An 18,763-nucleotide genomic window follows, 5' to 3' on the forward strand; every position below is an offset into this window, starting at 1 on the left:
ACAGTGATGTTACCAATGGAACCTTATCCCTCAACACCGATGGTACTTTTAGCTACACAGCTGATACCAATTTCACTGGGAGTGATAGTTTCACCTATACCGTCACCGATAGTGCTAGCGGTGAGTCGGATATTCGGACCGTTGATTTAACCATTAACACCATCACAGATCTTAGTGCCCAGGATGACAGCTTTACCACTGACGAAGATGTCACCCTGAATGCCGATGTCTCTATTAACGATAGCACGACTTCCGGTGGCAACCTGAGTTATGCTCTGGACAGTGATGTTACCAATGGAACCTTATCCCTCAACACCGATGGTACTTTTAGCTACACAGCTGATACCAATTTCACTGGGAGTGATAGTTTCACCTATACCGTCACCGATAGTGCTAGCGGTGAGTCTGATATTCGGACCGTTGATTTAACCATTACTGCAGTCACTGATCTTTCTGCTGCAGATGACAGCTTTACCACTGACGAAGAGGTCACCCTGAATGCCGATGTCTCTATCAACGATAGCACGACTTCCGGTGGCAGCCTGAGTTATGCTCTGGACAGTGATGTTGCTAATGGAACCTTATCCCTCAACACTGATGGTACTTTTAGCTACACCGCTGATGCCAATTTCAATGGATCTGATAGTTTCACCTATACCGTCACCGATAGTGCTAGCGGTGAGTCCGCAATTCGAACCGTTGATTTAACCATTACTGCAGTCACTGATCTTTCTGCTGCAGATGACAGCTTTACCACCGACGAAGATGTCACCCTAAATGCCGATGTCTCTATCAACGATAGCACGACTTCCGGTGGCAGCCTGAGTTATGCTCTGGACAGTGATGTAGCCAATGGAACCTTATCCCTCAACACCGATGGTACTTTTACCTACACAGCTGATGCCAATTTCAATGGATCTGACAGTTTCACCTACACCGTTACCGATAGTGCTAGCGGTGAGTCGGATATTCGGACCGTCACCTTAAATGTCTCAGCAATTAACGATGCAGCAATAGTCAGCGGTGATGACACAGCCAACGTCACCGAAGATGTTGATCCAAATGGTGACAATTGGTTGGAGCGTTCCGGTATTCTGACTATTAGTGATGTTGATGTAGGCCAATCGAACTTTGTTGCTGGTACAATTTCAGGAACCTATGGTACACTTACTATAGATACGGTCGGAAATTGGAAATATGTAGCTGATAATAGTCAGGTGGTAATTCAACAACTCGATCAATCAGAAAGTGTAACCGACATATTCACAGTTACCACCGCTGACGGTACAACCCATAACGTTTACATCACTATAGACGGAGTGAATGAAGTTACAGTTATCGACAACACAACTACAGACAACACCACCACAGACAATGGTACCGGCGATCTCGGGGGGCCTGTAGATCTATCAGATACTGGCGAAATCACCGATTCCGAGCAGATAACTCCTGATTTTCCTTCGGATGAAGATGTGCTTCTCGACCAGGGAATTGATGATGAAAAGGACGACAGTAAAGATCTGCCTGTTGTCGATTTTGAAAGTATTCCACCCGAGGACAATGTACCTTCAGAAGATGAAACCGTAATCAGCCTGATTCCGTTAGAAACCGAGATGGCTGGGGACAGTTTAGATGAAGATGATCTGACGACAAATCCAGGGGAACAATCCGTTGACTATCTTGTAAGTTCGGATCAATTGTCAGCTCACTCAAAACCATCAGAAAGCAATGATACACAGAGATCCAAGGAGAGCCTTGCGGATACATTGCTTGAAGGAATCAAACGGGTTGAAAAAGAAGCTCTGGAATTCCTGTCTGTTCCACTCTCAGTCGATGCCCTCTACCTGGAGCCAACGGATTCAGTGGGGGCTGTAACAGAAAACAAGGCATTGCGGGCTGGGCTTGATGCTATGCATGAGGAAATGGAGGAGGCTTTTAGAGAGGCGGAAGAAGAACAGAAAATTTCAGTATACATGACCAGCGGTGTCTCAGTAACCATAGCTGCAGGAGCGCTCAGTTATCTGCTGAGAGCGGGTTCTCTGATGTCGAGTTTTTTGGCAACTGTTCCATTGTGGAAGGGTTTTGATCCGGTGGCGATCCTCCTCACTCCGAAGAAGAAAAAGAAAAAAGATCAAGATACATTTGCAGACAGCGTCGACCAGCTGGAATCAGCAGTTGAGCAGAAGGCAGAGAAGATGTTTTCTGAAAAAGAGAATAAATAATGCACTTTACCCCAGCAATACGGATCAGCCTTGGACTGGTTTCATTGACCATCAGCCTGCTGCTTCTTGGCAAGGTCATAGGTTTTGCCCCTGACCGAACCGCGGCGGTGCTGGAATCAAGAAAAAATCTTTCCGAAGCGCTAGCCATTCAGTTTTCAGCCGCAGCACAGAGAGGTGATGTGCTCTTGATCAAAGAGACCCTAGAGTCCATGGTTGAAAGAGATAACGATATCAGGTCAGCGGCCATGCGTAACAGCCAGGGTGGGTTGCTTGCCGAAGCCGGCAACCATCTGGCCAACTGGGAGCCGCCAGCCAATGGGCGTTCGACCCCATCCCATGTTCAGATCCCCATCTTCCGCGGACAGGAACCCTGGGCAACGGTTGAGGTTAGTTTTGCCCCTCTTTGGATTAACAGTATTACTTCAGGTTTTAAAAACTCGTATTTTAGTCTGATACTTTTTGTCTCCTTTACAGGTTTTGCCGGCTATTTTCTGCTGATAAAAAGGACTCTGCGCGAACTTGACCCCTCGGCTGTTATTCCGGCCAGAGTTCGTGCTGCATTTGATGTACTGAAAGAAGGTGTCCTGATCCTTGATGAAAATGAGCTGGTGGTCCTTGGTAATACAGCATTTGCTGAAATAATAGGTAAATCAACCTCGGACCTTATTGGTTTTAAGGGTTCGGAACTTGGCTGGAAGGGTTGCAAGTCTCCAGAGCACAGGGAACATCTTCCCTGGATGCAGGTATTGAATGGTAAAAAAAGTGTTACCGGGGGCCGTTTGGTCATGGAGAGGGGGAACAGGGATCTGGTCACCTTTATCGTCAATGCCGCCCCTGTTCTAGACGATAAGGGGAAAAGCCGTGGAGTTCTGGTAACTTTCGACAACGTAACCGAACTGGAAGAAAAAAACGACGAGCTCAACCTGACGGTCAATAAACTGCAGTTGACCACCGAAGAAGTACAAACCAAGAACCGGGAACTGGAATTTCTTGCAAGCCATGATCCATTGACGCTCCTGATGAACAGGAGGGCGCTCAACCAGTCATTCAACCTGGCTTTCAGTCAAGCGCAAAAGAACGGTACCGAATTGTCCTGCGTGATGTGTGATATTGATCATTTCAAAGCGGTCAATGACAGATACGGCCATGCAACCGGCGATAAAGTGATCAAGATGGTTGCTCTTCTCCTGCAGAAACATTTCAGGGAAGATGACCTTGTTGGTCGCTATGGTGGTGAAGAATTTTGTATCGTACTGCCCGATATTGACATCAGATTAGCAGCAAAAATATCCAACAGGGTTCGCCAGGCCATAAAGGAAGATTCCACTGCAGGCGTTCAGGTAACCATGAGCTTTGGGGTTTCCTCCATTAAATTAAATGCCCATGAACCAAGTGAGCTGACCAATCAGGCCGATAAAGCACTCTATATCGCCAAGGAAAGTGGCAGAAATCGCGTGGTCTGCTGGGGTGATGATGAGCTGGCTGATTTTGTTTCCAAGGATAATAAGAGCAGTACTGAAATAAGTACAGCGACCAGTACGAGTGAACCCAGAGAGCAGGAAGCAACCTTTCTTCAGACAGTTCCGGGGCAGAAGAATATTGCCTGCGAGGATGAACTTCAGCGGCTGACCATACGCTTGCAGGAGTTTGAAAAGCTGGCGGAAAAGCGTGCTCAGGAACTAAAGTACTACACCGCCTATGACATGCTCACTGGACTGCCGACGAGGACCCTCTTTTATGACCGTGTTTCCCAGGCCCTGGTAAGGGGACGACGGTATGACAGTATTGTCGCCGTACTGTCACTGTCTATAGATGCCATGAAGCGCGTCAACGAAACTCTGGGCCATACTACGGGTGATCGGCTCTTTAAAGAGATTGGCAAGCGACTGACAAATATACTGCGGGGTATGGATACCGTGGCAAAGCTTCCGGTTGCCTCCCTGATGCCAACAGTTTCACGTCTTAGTCAGGAGGAGTTTGGTATTCTTCTGACCGACCTGGAAGAGGTAAATGCCATCACCTGGATTGTAAAACGGATTCTTAATTCCTTTGAAGACCCCTTCCTCATTGATGACAATGAAATCTATGCCTCAACCTACATCGGTATCTCTGTTTATCCTTATGATGGACAAACACCTGATGAATTGCAAACACACGCAGCAGCAGCCAAAAGACATGCTCGAAAGCAACTGGGAGTAAATCAATATTATTATTATTCCGACAGCATTAATGCAATGTCAGTTAACCATCTGCAGATTGAAAGTCAGCTGCATAAGGCCGTCAGAAATGATGAGTTTATCTTGCATTATCAACCCAAAATCGATACAAAAACAGGATCCATAAGTGGTGTTGAGGCCCTTATTCGTTGGGATAATCCAGCCTCAGGTCTGGTTCCACCCTTTGAGTTTATCCCGATTGCCGAGTATTCAGGACTCATTGGTGCAATCGGGGAATGGGTGCTTGTGGAAGCCTGTAGACAGGTCCGCACATGGCTCGATATGGGGATTAACAACTGCAGCGTAGCAGTCAATTTTTCAAGTAAGCAGTTCCGTCAGGAAAACTTGTCCGCTAGAATTATGGAAATATTAGAGGAGAGCAGGGTCGATCCAAAATATCTCGTAGTAGAGGTCACAGAGAGTGCCATGATGGAAAATTTTAAAAACTCAATCAGGATACTCAAGGAGATTCGTGATGTGGGTGCAAGTATTGCTCTGGACGACTTCGGCACTGGCTATTCGTCGCTTGGCTATCTGAAAAATTTTCCTGTGACCCATGTAAAAATAGACCGTTCCTTTGTTGCAGACATCGACAGCAATGAAAGAGATGCGACCCTGGTGAAATCCATAATCAGCATGGCTCATGGGATGGGGCTGAAGGTCACCGCTGAGGGTGTTGAAAATGAGGCTCAGGTTGACCAGCTCGTCCATTTCGAATGTGATGAGATGCAGGGATACCTGTTCAGCAAGCCGGTTTCAGCGGGCGAGGTCACCAAACTGCTCCAGACTGGGCTTAAACAACGAATTGCTACATTGTCGAAATTTGAAACTGTATAATACGGGCAATTTTCTGAGCTCTTCCAGCTTCTTGAAATGCAAAAGTGAACGTAATGAATACCACACTAAAAGAAGTAACAAAGGCTGCAAAACTTATTTCTTTGCCTGAAGTATATTTCCGTTTGAAGAGCATCCTTGAAGAGCCGGATTTTTCCATGGCGGAGGTGGCGGTGATTATAAGTCATGACCCGGCTATAACTGTTCGCTTGTTGCGCATGGTTAACAGCTCTCTCTATGGATTTAGAAAAAAGATTGAAACTGTAAGCCACGCAGTATCCTTGCTGGGTACAGTGCAGGTGCACGATATCGTCTTGGCCTCCTCTGTTGTGCAGGCTTTTAAAGGGATGTCCTCCGATGTCATGGATATGCAGAAATTCTGGCAACGTAGTGTTTACTGTGCAGTAGCTGCTCGTCAACTTGCAGCTTTGTGCAGGGGCTGTGATAAAGAACGCCTTTTTGTTGCTGGCCTTCTCCATGATATAGGTCATCTTGTCATGTATCAGGAAGTCCCAGACCAATCGCGACAGGCCATGCGTGGGGCAGCGGAGAGAAATGAACCGATATACAAGATCGAACGCGAACTGCTTGGTTTCGATTATGCCGAAATAGGTGGAGAACTTATGCTGCAATGGTCTTTGTCAGAAAGTTTGTGGGAGACGACCAAGTTCCATATAGAACCGGAAAAAGCGGTTAAGTATCCAATCGAAGTGGCTCTGGTCCATCTTGGGGTGCTACTGGCAAAGGTGGGTGTGGGAGAAGGAAATGTTGATGAAAGTCTGCAGGCCGCATCCCCTATAGCCTTGAAAGTTACCGGATTGACTCCTGAGGATTGTAACTCTCTTCGTGAACAGGTTGAAACAGATATGCAAGAGGTCATGATGCTTATTGTTCCACCGAAACTGTAATGTGATTGAAATTGAAAATCGGTAAAAACCCCATTGGTATCTCACAGTAGGCTTGTTTTAAAGAAGATGCCACTTTCGCCGCCACAAATGGTGATGTAATGTTAGCATGATAGTGTATGAAGGAGCTGGCTTTTCACCGGTGATATAAATTATCCGGCCTTCTACAGTCGAAAAACTCAAGGGTTCTTGATGGAAAACATTCAATGTTTTTCAAAAACCAAAGTGCCTTGGGGATAAAGTATTGGTGTAGCGTTAACGGAAGCGTGTAGAATTGTTTGAAATGTGATAAGCTTAATTCGATAATGAATAGTCGTAGTTTTTCCATTCTGTGATTAAGCGAATTACCGATATGCTAAACCATATTTTTCACTTTACGATAATTGTTTGTTGCAGCATGTTTTTGGGCTGCGGTCCTGCTGTATCTGCAGAACAAAATAATTCTATTCATCTCAATCAGCTTACGGTTTCTGACAAAGATTTTCATCAGGAAGAGATTGAAATTCTTCTCGATGATGTGGTCCTTTCCAGTTTTACTCTGTTTTATTTAGAAGATTCTTATAAAAAACAAATAATTGAAAGAAGGGTTGAAGTTGCAGCTCCAGCTCATGTTGATAACGTTGCTGGTGTCGATGAGAGGGGAATGCTCGGTCTCAACGAGCTCATTGAAATAGCTCTTGCAAAAAATAGATTGCTCGAAGTTGTGAAGCAACAACAGGCCCAAAGTCGAGGGCAGCTTACCCAGGCTCGTTCTGGTTATCTCCCGCAGCTTTCTATGGAAGGAAGGTATAGTTATGTTGAAAGGGAAGAATCTGCTGGTACAGGAAATGATATTTCAGAGTCGGAGTTGTCTGCTAATTTAGAGCAAATGGAAAAAGATGATGTGGTGCACGGTGCTGTCAACTTTTCCCAACTCATTTATGACTTTGGGAAAACAACAGGAGCAATTGAAGCTGGAAAAACAAATTTACTGGCCGCCAACGCCAAGCTGCACCGGCAGATTCAGGATGTAATTTATCAAGTTAAATCAGCTTACTATAATATTCTTGAAAAAAGACGATTAATAGATGTTGCTAAAGAATCTGTAAATAGTTTCCAGGAACATCTGGCACGCGCCGATTTATATCGCAGGGCGGGAGTGCGGACTAAGATAGATGTTATCAATGCAGAGGTTGAATTATCCAACGCCAAAATGCTTCTTGTGGGTGCCGAATATGGTCTAAAGACTGCAAAAGTAGCTCTTGAGCAGATTTTAGGAGTACAACCCCATGGTGGAGAATATGTGATTTATCAGGATGAAATAGGCCTGGATAACATTCTTGAGACTATGCCGCCGATTCCAGAAAATCTCGAATCTTTGATCGATAATGCAATGTCGTCCCGACCTGATATTATCCAACTCACCTTGTTGACGAGATCGGCTGAAGCGAATTTAAAAGCAAGTAAGGGAGACTATTGGCCCTCCATTGGAGCCCAGGCTAATTATAACAACTATGATACTGAGCTTTCCCTCTACAAAGACAGTTGGGAGGTTGGGATGGTAGCCTCATGGGATCTTTTTTCAGGCTTGCAGACGAAAGGAGCCGTAGCAGAAGCTCTGGGCCGGGTACTGGAAAACAAGGCACAGTTACAGAATTTACAACTGGCGGTGGTGCGAGAAGTAACTGAAAGTTATCTGCAAGCTTCTGAAAACAAAGAAAGAGTGAAGATAGCTCTCAAAACATTGGAGCTTGCCAGGGAAAACCTTGCTCTGGCCGAAAAAAGATACGAGTCCGGAGCAAACGATGTTATTGAATACAACGATGCTCAACTGAGCCTCACCAGAACGAGAAACGATCTTGTGGTCACCTATTACGGATACCTCACCGCACTTGCGGGCATCGAATATGCCAGCGGCAGACTTTTGCATTAAATCTTTTTGATCATTTTAGTTTCTCTTTTTCTAATTTATTGGTGGGGCGGTAGGTGAAGGTTTTTGCCTGGGCCCTGGCTAGCTTCATGCGGGCGTTCAAGCCCCATCTACAGCGCTTTTAAATGGAGCTTAAGTCTTTTCCGGAGAGTTTCTAACAGGTTGAAATAGCAGCTGGTGTGGCAATAAGTCCTGTTACAACGAGTAACGTCAGTACGACTGTCTTGGGTGTGATGCCTGACAAGGTCTTGGTGATAAACGCAAAAAAATGATCCGAGAGCAGCTGTTGCAACACTGCTGACGGCAAGAAAAGTTTCTGAAGGGCCGACCTTCCCTTTAGCATGATTAAAAAGTCGTTCTCCTCTTTTGTTGCACGTGTTCCCATTGCGGCACTCACTGGAATCATGTTTATAGTGGTTGCCGGAAACTTTGCCTGGTCGAACCTTTGCATCATGCATAAGATACTTAAATCCGATGCCCTGGTGCTCGTCCTGGTGCTCGTCCTAGTCTCTGCCTTACGATGACTTTTGATCTGGCATTGGCCGTATTTGTGGGAATTATAGTTTCAGCCCTTGTTTTCTCCTGGGAAAATGCCATTCGTATTCGTGTTCGAAAGCGGATTAACGTTGATGGCACCTAGGTGTATGAAATCTGGGGGCCATTATTTTTTGGTTCCACCCAGATGTTTATGTCAAAGTTTGATGTCAAAGGCGATTCTGAAAAATCAAACCCAAAGCATAGTACAATTATGGCGGAAGAAGCCGATGATTCTCGGTATCACGTTGTCGCTGATCCCGCTAATTTTGACTGATTATAGCAAAGAACTGGATAGTTACTGAACTCTCCGCTCATCCAGTCTGTTTTTTATTTCTCAATACAAGTGTAAAAATTTTATGTCCATGTCCACTTCCGGTTTTGCCTCATTGTCACTGTCCCAGCCGATGCTTGAAAATCTGCAGGAACTTGGTTTTCTACAAATGACCCCTGTTCAGGCAGAGAGTCTTCCACATATTCTCAAAGGCAAAGATGTACTTGCCCAGGCAAAAACGGGTAGTGGTAAGACCGCAGCCTTTGGCCTGGGACTTTTGAGCAAACTTGATGTGAACAAGTTTAGAGTGCAGTCTCTTGTTCTTTGTCCGACCCGTGAACTGGCCGACCAGGTTGCAAAGGAGCTGCGGAGACTGGCGCGCAAAACTCATAATATAAAAATACTTACCCTTTGCGGTGGTATGGCCTTTGGGCCGCAGTACGGTTCTCTTGTTCATGGCGCTCACATAATAGTGGGTACGCCTGGAAGGGTACTTAAACACTTAGATAAGGGAAATCTTTCCCTCAAACATCTTGATATGCTGGTGCTTGATGAAGCCGACAGAATGCTTGATATGGGCTTTATTGATGAGATAGACCGTGTTATTGACCACGGGCCGGCCAAGAGACAGACACTTTTGTTTTCTGCGACCTTCCCGAATGAAATTGTGGAGTTAAGTTCGTCGGTTCAAACCGATGCGATAAGGGTTACCACGATTGCTGAAGAACCTGAGAATAAAATTGTTGAGTACTTCTATGAGGTTGCGGGAGAAAAAGTCGACGCTTTAATTGCCGCCATGGCCCACCATTCCCCGGCGAGTGTGTTGATTTTTTGTGCAACAAAAATAGAGACGAGAAACGTAGCAGAGGATCTTGTTGCCGCGGGCATTGACGCCCTGGCCATTCACGGCGATCTTGAACAGTACCAACGAACAGATGTACTCGTTCGTTTTATGAACAGAAGTTGCTCCGTTCTTGTGGCAACGGATGTTGCTGCCCGGGGTATTGATGTCAAAGAACTGGAGCTGGTAATGAATTATGATCTGCCTCTGACAGCTGAAATATATACCCACAGAATTGGCCGTACCGGACGTGCGGGAGGCGAAGGAATTGCTGTTACTCTCTTTACAAATGACGAACTCCACAAGGTTGAGTCCTATCGTACTGGTACGAGAATCTTTGAAGATATAGCCAGTTTTGAGGGAGAGGGTGGTTTTACCATGGAATCTCCGAACAGTACTCTTGTGGTGGAGGGTGGCAAAAAGAATAAAATACGCCCCGGCGATCTTCTTGGCGCCTTAACCGGTGATGCCGGAATTAATGGTAAGGATATCGGTAAAATTGATATCTACGACCGACAGAGTTACGTTGCCATCAGGCGAAATGTGATAGATAAGGCTTTGACCAGGCTGAAAAAGGGCAAGATAAAAGGTCGAACCTTCCCGGTCTGGATTCTTGGACAGAAAAAAACAATTGATTACAGCAATGTCTGGGGTAAGGGCGGTGGGGATTGAGAGGATCGCTCGTGCGACACCTTTTAAAAAAAATCTGTTTATTTAAAGGTGTCGCACGTTGTTATCTTATGCTGCAATCAGAAATTAAGTTCCACCCGTCGATTCTTCTGACGTCCTTCACGGGTGTCATTTGAGGCTGCTGGTTGTGTTTCTCCAAAACCTTTTGTGGTAAGCCTTTCCCGCTGAATGCCACGATCCACCATGTAGTTGACCACAGCTTCTGCCCGCCTTTCAGAGAGCTTCTGGTTGTAGGTTTCAGGACCGGTGCTGTCGGCATGGCCATAAATATCTGCTGTAACGAATGGGTTATTTTTAAAATATTCCACCCAGCGATCAATTTCCGGTACGAATTCAGCTTTGATGACCCATTTGTCAAACTCAAACAAAACGTCTGATACTTCTATAACCAGAGGCAAGCTGGCGCGTTGTTCTTCCGGGGTCATGTCCGCTGGAAAATTCTGCACCTGATTATTTGCCGGCCTGAGTCTTGGGCTTATGTCGCTGTTTTTCTGGCGATTTACATAGTAATCCGTTGCTTCATCATACTTGCCGATAGTGTATTTTTTGGTGCGGGGACCTGATGCAGTATTGTAGCGCGCAGTGGTATCGTCATACCTGCCGACGGTGTAGCTTGATGTCCCCGGGTTGTCATCTGCCTGTTCATTGTATATTCTTGTGTTTTCATCATAGCGTATCTCTGGATAGAGCAGAGAGCAGCCTCCCAGGAAAAAAGGGAACAGCAGTAGAATTGCCCCAAACCATCGAGAGGTGGGAGAAAGGAGAATATTGCTCATGGCGATCCTCATTTAAATTGCTTCGTTTATGGTTGTAATGAAATGATTATTCAGTCCTTTTTATCTACCCTATCGTTATTTTGCAGTTTTTTCCAGATTTTTTCCGACTGACCTGTTTGTTGTTTTATATTAAGTAATAATGGTGTGGAGATTATGACTGCAATGATCTTCTGCATCAAACCGGAAATCAAGGTACAATTGTTCCTTATCTTGCTGCAATTGTTGGTAACCTGTCTTTGCTGGAGCTATCGGCAGTTTGATCGGGAATACATGCTTGCCTGTTTCGGTGCACACTGCTGCTCACTGAAAAAATAATTTTTCCGTGTGTTTCAATTATCACAATACTGGCCTTTAGGGTTTCAGCACTGAAAGTGAAATCATCGTCCAGTCACCGGCACAGCAGTCTAAGGTCAAGGAGTGTGTTGTGTTAATCCATGGGATGGGGCGAAACGCCAGGTCTATGTCGCAGATGCAGGCAGCATTGGTGCAGGAAGGATATTTTACCGTTAATCTTGGTTCCCCCTTAACTTTAAAAAATATAGAATCCATAGCTGCAGACGATTATTTGCTTGCATTTGCAGCCTGTATTGAACTTCAATCGGCAAGAGTGCATTTTGTAACACATTCACTTGGAGGCAATATTCTACGAAAGGCGCTGAGTGAGGAAAAACCTGATAGGCTCAGGCGAGTTGTGATGCGGAACCCTCCCGACAATGGCAGTGATCTTGTGGATACAATAAAAGACCGGGCCTTGTTTAAGTGGTTGATGGGCCCTGCTGAACAACAATTGACCACCGGGCAAGATTCGCTCCGTGTGCAACTCGGAGGGGCGGACTTTCCCCTTGGAGTTATCTGGCACGAGCGTGAACAACAAGTAAGAATCTATAATTGAAGATCTTTGAAAAAATGGTTAGAAAGAAACAACCAGAGTTGATATATCTTCACAACCTCATAAAACAGCTAAGTCCATTCTCATGACACAAATCACTGACAACTATTACCTTAAAGCGCTCATTGACGCTTTGCCATCAGCACTATTCATAGTGGATAAAGATTTCAAAATATGTGATGTAAATCCTGAAGCAAAAAAGATGTTCAAAATTGATGCTGAAGAAATTGTACATAGACTGTGTGGTGAAATTCTTAACTGCCAACATGCTATTGAAGAAGAAGTAGGATGTGGCAATACACAGTATTGTGAAGATTGTGTGATTCGAAGATCAGTGGAAAATGCTGGAAAAGGAGTGTCAGTATACAAGAAAAAATATGAACTCAAAGTTATAAAAGATGGGAAGAAATCAAGTCGATATACTCAGGTAACAAGCTCTCCTTTTGAGTACATGGGGAATGACTTAATATTACTGGTCATAGAAGATATAACTGAGATGTATCATCTGAAACGTTTGCTTCCTATCTGTGCAAATTGTAAGAAAATAAGAAACGATGATGACTATTGGGAGAATGTTGCTGATTACCTTAAAGACAATACAGATATTGAATTTACCCATAGTATATGTCCTGATTGTGCAAAAAAGTTGTACCCGGAGCTGTCTATTGGTGATGTAAAATCAGAACCTTAATGTTAAAGATGTCAGCTTAGATTTCGGTTTTAGCAGATGAAAAAAAGCCAGGAGATGTGGCTCTACAGTCTCCTGGCTTGTCGTTTTAATTCTATTCTGTCACACTGCCTTTTAAGTGAATTTCCTCTGCAACTTCGCGCATTCCCATTATGGTATCAGTGATCAGATCTGAGAGTTCCATGCCAAGCATTGCAGCACCTTTTTCTATGATGGAACGATCGACACCTGCGGCAAATCGTTTGTCCTTCCATTTTTTCTTTACTGATTTCGCGTTCATATCAAGAATGCTTTTAGACGGTCTCACAAGTGCCGAGGTGGTGACCAGCCCCGTGAGTTCGTCGATGGCATAGAGTACTTTTTCCATCTCACTCCTGGGTTCAACATCGCTGCATATGCCCCAGCCATGGCTGACGATGGCCCTGATATACTCTTCTGGCCAATCGTTCTCTTTTAAGATTTCTTCAGTTTTGGTGCAGTGTTGTTCAGGGAATTGTTCGTAATCAAGGTCATGGATAAGACCTACGATCCCCCATTTTTCGACATCCGCCTCTCTTTTCCGGGCAAAATAGCGCATCACTGCTTCAACCGCCAGGCCGTGGCGGATGAGACTGTCACTCTGGTTATATGTTTTCAGGAGGGCAAGTGCTTCCTCTCTATTGGGTGTCTGTGGCATTGGTAAGGTCCTTTCTCCGCTGAGTTGCATTTCCTGTTGTGGTTATTCGTCCCAGAGGCTGGCCATGGAATAAGGGCTGCCTTCCATGGTCCAGAAATTCCCACTGACGTACCTGTTGTTCCGCTCTAGTTTTTCGATCTCGGTCATATTTGCAGCAGAAAGGACAATCTTGGTTGCCTCAAGGTTTTGTTTGATTCGCTCAGGCGTTATGGATTTTGGAATAACAACGGTTTCACGGTGAATCGCCCAGCTGATCAGGATCTGGGCAGGAGTTGCGTTATGTTCTTTTGCAATTTTTATGATAACCGGGTCTTCAAGAAGGATAGGCTCATTTTTAGTCTTCAGGCGAGCCGGTCTGTCCGCTGAGCCGAGTGGTGCATAGGCTGTAAGATGTATGTTGTTTGCTGCGCAGTATTTAAGCATGGCAGCTTGTTGTAGATAAGGGTGGAGTTCAATCTGGTTCATCTCCGGGGGTTGTTTTGCTGTCTCAATGAGGGTTTTCAGTTTTGCGATACTGAAATTTGAAACGCCGATATGCTTGCAGAGACCCTTCTCTACAAGTTGTTCCATGGCGGGCCAGGTCTTTGCAATGGGCCGTTCCGTAAGGGATAAAAGATCACTGGAGGAAGAGGGGAAGACGACCTCTTTTTTCAGTGCTACAGGCCAGTGGATGAGAAAGAGGTTAAGATAGTCGATCTGTAAATCAGCAAGGGTCTTTTCCAGTGCTGGTTGTACATCTTCGGGCGCATGGGCGTTGTTCCAGAGTTTGGAGGTGATCCATACCTGCTCGCGGCTTACGATACCTTCTTTAAAAGAATCGGCCAGGGCTTGCCCGACCTCAACCTCGTTGCCGTAAATGGGAGCGCAGTCAATATGTCGATACCCTGCACGCAGGGCTTCTTTTACTGCGCTGTACACTTTTCCTGTCTCTGATTTCCAGGTGCCAAGGCCAAAGATGGGCATCTGGTCGCCGTTTTTGAACTGTATGTTTTTCATGTCTGTTTTCCTCATGGTTGAATGGGTTCTGTCAGCATGTCTGTAAATACTGAAAATGTTGGCAATTCATTTTAAAATAAGTGAATTGTGCGATTTGTCCAACCGTAAAGTTGTTCTTGATGTTACCTTGAATAACACATTGCCAGATTTCAATACAATTCAGGCCGCCTGTCTGCAAAGAGTGGAATCTCCCGACGCGTTTTTTCTACCAGTTGAGGGTCAATGCTTACCTGACGCACCTCCTGCTGGAAATCACACTGACAGAGTACACTGCCATCTGGTCCGTGGGCGACGGAATGCCCGGCAAAGGGAGGGGTATCTGCTGCGACGTTATTGCAGGCCAGAACATAACATTGATTTTCAATGGCGCGGGCCTGGAGCAGGGTTTGCCAGTGGTTGAGGCGTACCAGAGGCCACTGGGCGGAAACTATCAGGGCCTGGGCTCCAAGAAGGGCGAGTTTGTGGATAAACTGACAGAAGCGAATATCGTAACAGATGGCAAAGCCGAAGATGATCTTTTCAATTTCATAAACGCAGATCGAATCTCCTGCAATCAGGTATTTATCTTCATGTAGCATTGGCACCAGATGAATCTTGTCGTAGGTTTTCTGCAGGTTACCACTGCGGTCGATAATCTGCGCCCGGTTGCTGATACCGCTTTTTGTTTTTGCCGCGACGGAGCCTCCGGCAAACCAGATCTGGTGCTTTCGGGCAAGTTTGCCGAGAAATTCAGCTTCTTCATTTCCTTCTTTACTGGCAAGCTTGTCGAGACTTTCAAGGGCATAGCCGGTGGACCAAAGCTCTGGTAGAACGATAAGATCAGGTGCGAGAGAGGAGGCCATAGCCTTGTCTACCAGCCGTTTTACATTGGCAAAATTTGCTTTCTTGTCGGCCAGGACAACGTCCAGTTGAATGAGTGCGATCTGCATGGCGTGCCTCTTATTTATAAAAACTTCTTTGCTTGAAGTAATCAGCTTGATCGTGATTACAGGTCATTTTTCTGCCGCAGTCCCAGGCGCGTTGCAAGGTTGTGCAGATTGCTTCTGTTCATGTCAAGATCGCGGGCGGCAGCAGCCCAGTTCCCTGCATTGTTATCCAAAGCTTCTTTAATTAATTGAATCTGATAAGATTTCACCTCTTCTCTTAGCGAAATCTTTTGGCCCGGAGGGGAGGGAAAGCTGCTGACCGCCGTGGGTGTCGCGTAGATAGTGGCAATGAGATCCCCGGCCAGGTGGTTTTGCTGGATCGTTATAAAATCAGATCCTTCTGCGTTTGCTGAGGCTTTCAGTACAGATCGGGAGATAATATTTTCCAGTTCCCTGACATTGCCGGGCCAGCTGTAACGGCCAAGAAGCTTCAGGGCACTGTCACTGATCCGGACGGCGCCAAGCCCCAGCTTGGTCATGGATCGCTCCGCAAAATAGCCCGCCAGGATTGCAATATCTTCCTTTCTTTCCCGGAGGGGTGGGACCTTGATTGGGTATACGTTGAGCCGGTGATACAAATCGGCCCTGAACCTTCCCAGGCCCACTTCCTGCTCCAGATCTCTGTTGGTGGCAGCGATGAGGCGTACATCGACAAAAGTCATCTTTTCAGAGCCAAGGCGCTGTACCTCACCTTCCTGGATTACCCTTAAAATCTTTGCCTGAATTTCAAGTGAGAGCTCGCCAATTTCGTCAAGAAAAAGAGTACCTTCGTCCGCCAGTTCAAACTTTCCTGTTCTATCCGTTATTGCCCCGGTAAAAGCACCCTTGGTGTGGCCAAAGAGTTCACTCTCGGCAAGAGTTCCGGGCAGAGCCGCACAGTTGAGATACAGTAACGGTTTGTCTCTGCGGTGCGAGTGATTGTGAATTGCCCGGGCGACAAGCTCTTTTCCCACCCCTGTTTCGCCAAGAACGAGGCCTGTGTAATCGGATTTTGCCAGGAGTTCAATCTCCTGACGAAGCTGCTGGATTATTGCACTTTGGCCGAGAATCTTCTGTCCCCGTTGAAAGTGAATATCTGCCATGAGGTCGCTTGCAAGTTGCCCCTGCCGTTCTGCCTTTATCTCAAGAGCGGTGAGGAGATCAACTGTCTGCATCTGCGCCCCTGTCATCAGTCCGATAACATTGATATATTCGAGAGGAAGATGATCAAAGGCATTTGCAGCAAGAGCGTCTGCGGTGAGTACCCCGACGAGTCGATTGTTTACATACAGCGGGCAGCCCAGGCAGGCATGGATGTGGTGGGTTTTTCGTGGATCTGCTGACAGCAGGCCGTCAAACGGATCGGGCAGTGGGCTATCTTTTGAAAAAAGTACCGGCTCTTGGGAATTACAGATTGTCTGCAGGCGGGGATGGTTGCTCAGAGAATATTGCCGACCCATGGCATCGGGGGTAAGTCCCCGGGCAGCAAGGGGGATAAGCGCATTGCCCTCCACCCTGAACAGAGCTGCAGCGTCATAGGGAATGGCAATATGCAGTGCCTCGAGAAGACGCTGATAGCGGTCTGTGGCACTTAAGGTGGCAGTGAGATTGGTCGCTATAGCAGCAAGGGTTTCAAGTTTATCCATAGTTGTAAATTATACAACGTTGTTGTTGGAATGGCAACCTGAGTATGTTGTTAAAAGCACAACGTCTGTGAAAAATTCCAGCAAAATAGGGATGGGAATAATGGCACAGCTATTGCTTTAATTCCATCAAAGAGCATTGTGGCAGGTAGAGTTGCCATTCTTTGAACCTTAACATCTCATAAAGGAATACGATATGAAAGTACTACAGCTTGCAGATACAAATGAATATACTCCAAAGGCAATGAAACGATTTTTTCTGGTGGAAGATTCAGAGAATTTCAAAATAATAAACTTCAACCTCGACGAGGGGGTTACTTTTCCAGTTCATTCCCATGACTTGGACGGAGAGCTTTCAATCCAGGTCCTGGAAGGAGAAGGTTTTTTTCTTGGTGAGGGTGATGCAGCGATCCCTGCGCGCCAGGGTGATATCCTTATCTCCGAGATTCGCGAGCCTCACGGCGTGCGGGCAACATCGAAGATGAGAATTTTAGTAACTATTGCCCCACCAATTTGACCTGCCTGTTTAATGAGGCAATAGGCTACTGTTCTGCAGGGTGTATCTCTAAGGAATAGTCATGAGTCTTTTCACCCCCCTGTGAAAGTTCTTTGCCGGGGGATGAAAAGAAGACCTGAGTAAGGCGATGCCGTTTGTAATAGCCCGCATAGGACTTGACCCGTATTACATCCTTACGTTAAAAGTCAGGGCGGTAAAAAGAGCTGGATCAACGGAATCCTCGCTTATTGTATGGCCCTTACTATCTTCAACCTTTACTTCACCCGCCAGTTCTACACCAGCAACGATACTTACTGTGGCCTTCCGGCTCATATTATAGGTAGCGCTGGCAAAAAGAGGAACGGCCGAATCTTCCCCTACGCCACCTGGGGTGCTTCCATTTTTATCCAGACGAAAACGGAGTTTTTCATACCGTCCACCCAGCCCAAGCCGCCATTTCGAATTTGCCTGGTAATTGAGGGTCAAGCCGGGTCCAAGCGTTGCGGCAAGGCCTCGACCGGTTTCAAGGCTGATTTTGTCCGTAATTTTCCAATCGATAATGAGGATAGGAAAAATGGACGGAGATTCCTCAAGCTGAGTCATGACACCAAGACCGGGGCCTATGGTGAGTGTCGGCCCAAATTTATAGGCGGCCCCAGCAAACATTCCTCCGGTTATTGTATCACTGAAACGTGCACCGGATTCTCCGGAAGTTCGCAGAGAGGGAAAGAGAAATGCGGACCAGTTATCGTCTAAGCCTAGACGTACAGGCGCACTCAGTGAGACAGAGTGGATGTCTTCCCAGTAGGAGTTATTGTTTCCACCTGTGTTTGTGATATCCGAAAATGAGTAATCGTCATAGCTGTAGCTGAGGGACAGCGAGACGCCGGTCTGTCTATCCCAGCTGTAACCTTGTCCCGCCTGAATATTGAATCTGCTGCTGGAATAACTTCCTCCCTCGTCGAGATCCGAATCAAACTGGTGGAGAGCGCCACCACGGCTAAAGGTCGACCAGGGTGAGCGTGTTTCTGGAGGCTGTGAAGGGGGATCGCTAGCCTCTGCTAAAAGAAGCGCTGGGAAAAGCAGGACGCTGGAAAAAAGTACAGTCGTAAAGGAGGTCTGGTAGCGCATATTACGGATATGTCCCAAGGTTATTTCTCCCAAAGTTTGGCGAGTGGAGAAGGATTGGCAGGGCTTACATATGCTAATAAAAAACACCCTCTCATACTATAATATGTAACAGAGGGCGTGGGGCTTGTATAGGAAATA

The 18,763-nt window shown here is 46.1% G+C and carries 16 protein-coding genes; 9 read left to right on the forward strand and 7 right to left on the reverse strand.

Features of this window, described 5'->3' with window-relative positions:
• The 4 genes from FCL48_RS17365 to FCL48_RS17380 form a co-directional block, all read left to right on the forward strand.
• On the forward strand, positions 1–2,222 hold a 2,222-nt coding region (locus FCL48_RS17365; RefSeq protein ID WP_136873953.1), incomplete at its 5' end, for a tandem-95 repeat protein.
• A complete protein-coding gene (locus tag FCL48_RS17370) occupies positions 2,222–5,275 on the forward strand; it encodes a diguanylate cyclase domain-containing protein (RefSeq protein WP_136873955.1) in 3,054 nt (1,017 codons plus the stop codon). The genes FCL48_RS17365 and FCL48_RS17370, both read left to right, overlap by 1 nt.
• 53 nt (positions 5,276–5,328) lie before the next feature.
• A complete protein-coding gene (locus tag FCL48_RS17375) occupies positions 5,329–6,180 on the forward strand; it encodes an HDOD domain-containing protein (protein WP_136873957.1) in 852 nt (283 codons plus the stop codon).
• 349 nt (positions 6,181–6,529) lie between these two features.
• Positions 6,530–8,089 (forward strand): TolC family protein, encoded by a 1,560-nt coding sequence (locus FCL48_RS17380; protein WP_136873959.1) that lies wholly within the window; start codon positions 6,530–6,532, stop codon positions 8,087–8,089.
• Positions 8,090–8,240: 151 nt separating this feature from the next.
• Here the strand turns inward: FCL48_RS17380 and FCL48_RS17385 are convergent, their stop codons facing one another.
• Complete coding sequence (locus tag FCL48_RS17385; RefSeq protein ID WP_136873961.1) at positions 8,241–8,540, reverse strand: hypothetical protein; 300 nt, start codon at positions 8,538–8,540, stop codon at positions 8,241–8,243.
• Positions 8,541–8,774: 234 nt separating this feature from the next.
• On the opposite strand from FCL48_RS17385, the gene FCL48_RS25695 reads away from it, so the two are divergent.
• Entirely contained in the window at positions 8,775–8,897 is a 123-nt protein-coding gene (locus FCL48_RS25695; RefSeq protein WP_256374298.1) for a hypothetical protein, read from the forward strand.
• Positions 8,898–8,985: 88 nt separating this feature from the next.
• Positions 8,986–10,407, forward strand: a complete 1,422-nt coding sequence (dbpA, locus tag FCL48_RS17390) for an ATP-dependent RNA helicase DbpA (protein ID WP_136874146.1) — start codon at positions 8,986–8,988, stop codon at positions 10,405–10,407.
• Between the two features lie 77 nt (positions 10,408–10,484).
• Here dbpA and FCL48_RS17395 read toward each other — a convergent pair whose 3' ends face one another.
• The gene (locus FCL48_RS17395) at positions 10,485–11,201 is read right to left on the reverse strand and encodes an OmpA family protein (RefSeq protein ID WP_205747746.1); all 717 of its coding nucleotides are present in this window, start codon (positions 11,199–11,201) and stop codon (positions 10,485–10,487) included.
• 424 nt (positions 11,202–11,625) lie between these two features.
• Between FCL48_RS17395 and FCL48_RS17400 the strand changes: the two genes are divergently transcribed.
• Together FCL48_RS17400 and FCL48_RS17405 are read left to right on the forward strand one after the other, a co-directional pair.
• Positions 11,626–12,093 carry a triacylglycerol lipase gene (locus tag FCL48_RS17400; RefSeq protein WP_136873965.1) on the forward strand — a complete coding sequence of 156 codons (468 nt, stop codon included), beginning with the start codon at positions 11,626–11,628 and terminating at the stop codon, positions 12,091–12,093.
• An 82-nt stretch (positions 12,094–12,175) separates the two neighbouring features.
• Positions 12,176–12,781, forward strand: coding sequence for a PAS domain-containing protein (locus tag FCL48_RS17405; protein WP_136873967.1), 606 nt, complete (start codon positions 12,176–12,178; stop codon positions 12,779–12,781).
• A 91-nt stretch (positions 12,782–12,872) separates the two neighbouring features.
• On the opposite strand, the gene FCL48_RS17410 is transcribed toward FCL48_RS17405, so the two are convergent.
• The 4 genes from FCL48_RS17410 to norR form a co-directional block, all read right to left on the reverse strand.
• Entirely contained in the window at positions 12,873–13,454 is a 582-nt protein-coding gene (locus FCL48_RS17410) for an HD domain-containing protein (protein WP_136873968.1), read from the reverse strand.
• A 42-nt stretch (positions 13,455–13,496) separates the two neighbouring features.
• Positions 13,497–14,450 (reverse strand): aldo/keto reductase, encoded by a 954-nt coding sequence (locus tag FCL48_RS17415; RefSeq protein ID WP_136873970.1) that lies wholly within the window; start codon positions 14,448–14,450, stop codon positions 13,497–13,499.
• Positions 14,451–14,599: 149 nt separating this feature from the next.
• Positions 14,600–15,379, reverse strand: coding sequence for a carbon-nitrogen family hydrolase (locus tag FCL48_RS17420; protein WP_136873972.1), 780 nt, complete (start codon positions 15,377–15,379; stop codon positions 14,600–14,602).
• Positions 15,380–15,435: 56 nt separating this feature from the next.
• On the reverse strand, positions 15,436–17,001 hold the full coding sequence (gene norR / locus FCL48_RS17425) for a nitric oxide reductase transcriptional regulator NorR (RefSeq protein ID WP_136873974.1): 1,566 nt from the start codon (positions 16,999–17,001) through the stop codon (positions 15,436–15,438).
• A 193-nt stretch (positions 17,002–17,194) separates the two neighbouring features.
• On the opposite strand from norR, the gene FCL48_RS17430 reads away from it, so the two are divergent.
• Entirely contained in the window at positions 17,195–17,515 is a 321-nt protein-coding gene (locus FCL48_RS17430) for a cupin domain-containing protein (protein WP_205747747.1), read from the forward strand.
• Between the two features lie 165 nt (positions 17,516–17,680).
• Here FCL48_RS17430 and FCL48_RS17435 read toward each other — a convergent pair whose 3' ends face one another.
• On the reverse strand, positions 17,681–18,643 hold the full coding sequence (locus FCL48_RS17435; protein ID WP_136873976.1) for a DUF6268 family outer membrane beta-barrel protein: 963 nt from the start codon (positions 18,641–18,643) through the stop codon (positions 17,681–17,683).
• Positions 18,644–18,763 lie beyond the last annotated feature (120 nt).

This window comes from Desulforhopalus sp. IMCC35007 (assembly GCF_005116575.1).
Classification (GTDB): Bacteria; Desulfobacterota; Desulfobulbia; order Desulfobulbales; family Desulfocapsaceae; genus Desulforhopalus_A.

What these genes read in the sequence shown, in the direction of transcription:
- FCL48_RS17385 (WP_136873961.1), bottom strand. Translation starts at nt 8,540, where the DNA reads ATGATGCAAAGGTTCGACCAGGCAAAGTTTCCGGCAACCACTATAAAC.
- FCL48_RS17370 (WP_136873955.1), top strand. Translation starts at nt 2,222, where the DNA reads ATGCACTTTACCCCAGCAATACGGATCAGCCTTGGACTGGTTTCATTG.
- FCL48_RS17380 (WP_136873959.1), top strand. Translation starts at nt 6,530, where the DNA reads ATGCTAAACCATATTTTTCACTTTACGATAATTGTTTGTTGCAGCATG.
- FCL48_RS17375 (WP_136873957.1), top strand. Translation starts at nt 5,329, where the DNA reads ATGAATACCACACTAAAAGAAGTAACAAAGGCTGCAAAACTTATTTCT.
- FCL48_RS17410 (WP_136873968.1), bottom strand. Translation starts at nt 13,454, where the DNA reads ATGCCACAGACACCCAATAGAGAGGAAGCACTTGCCCTCCTGAAAACA.
- norR (WP_136873974.1), bottom strand. Translation starts at nt 17,001, where the DNA reads ATGGATAAACTTGAAACCCTTGCTGCTATAGCGACCAATCTCACTGCC.
- FCL48_RS25695 (WP_256374298.1), top strand. Translation starts at nt 8,775, where the DNA reads ATGTCAAAGTTTGATGTCAAAGGCGATTCTGAAAAATCAAACCCAAAG.
- FCL48_RS17430 (WP_205747747.1), top strand. Translation starts at nt 17,195, where the DNA reads ATGAAAGTACTACAGCTTGCAGATACAAATGAATATACTCCAAAGGCA.
- FCL48_RS17395 (WP_205747746.1), bottom strand. Translation starts at nt 11,201, where the DNA reads ATGAGCAATATTCTCCTTTCTCCCACCTCTCGATGGTTTGGGGCAATT.
- FCL48_RS17415 (WP_136873970.1), bottom strand. Translation starts at nt 14,450, where the DNA reads ATGAAAAACATACAGTTCAAAAACGGCGACCAGATGCCCATCTTTGGC.
- FCL48_RS17405 (WP_136873967.1), top strand. Translation starts at nt 12,176, where the DNA reads ATGACACAAATCACTGACAACTATTACCTTAAAGCGCTCATTGACGCT.
- dbpA (WP_136874146.1), top strand. Translation starts at nt 8,986, where the DNA reads ATGTCCACTTCCGGTTTTGCCTCATTGTCACTGTCCCAGCCGATGCTT.
- FCL48_RS17420 (WP_136873972.1), bottom strand. Translation starts at nt 15,379, where the DNA reads ATGCAGATCGCACTCATTCAACTGGACGTTGTCCTGGCCGACAAGAAA.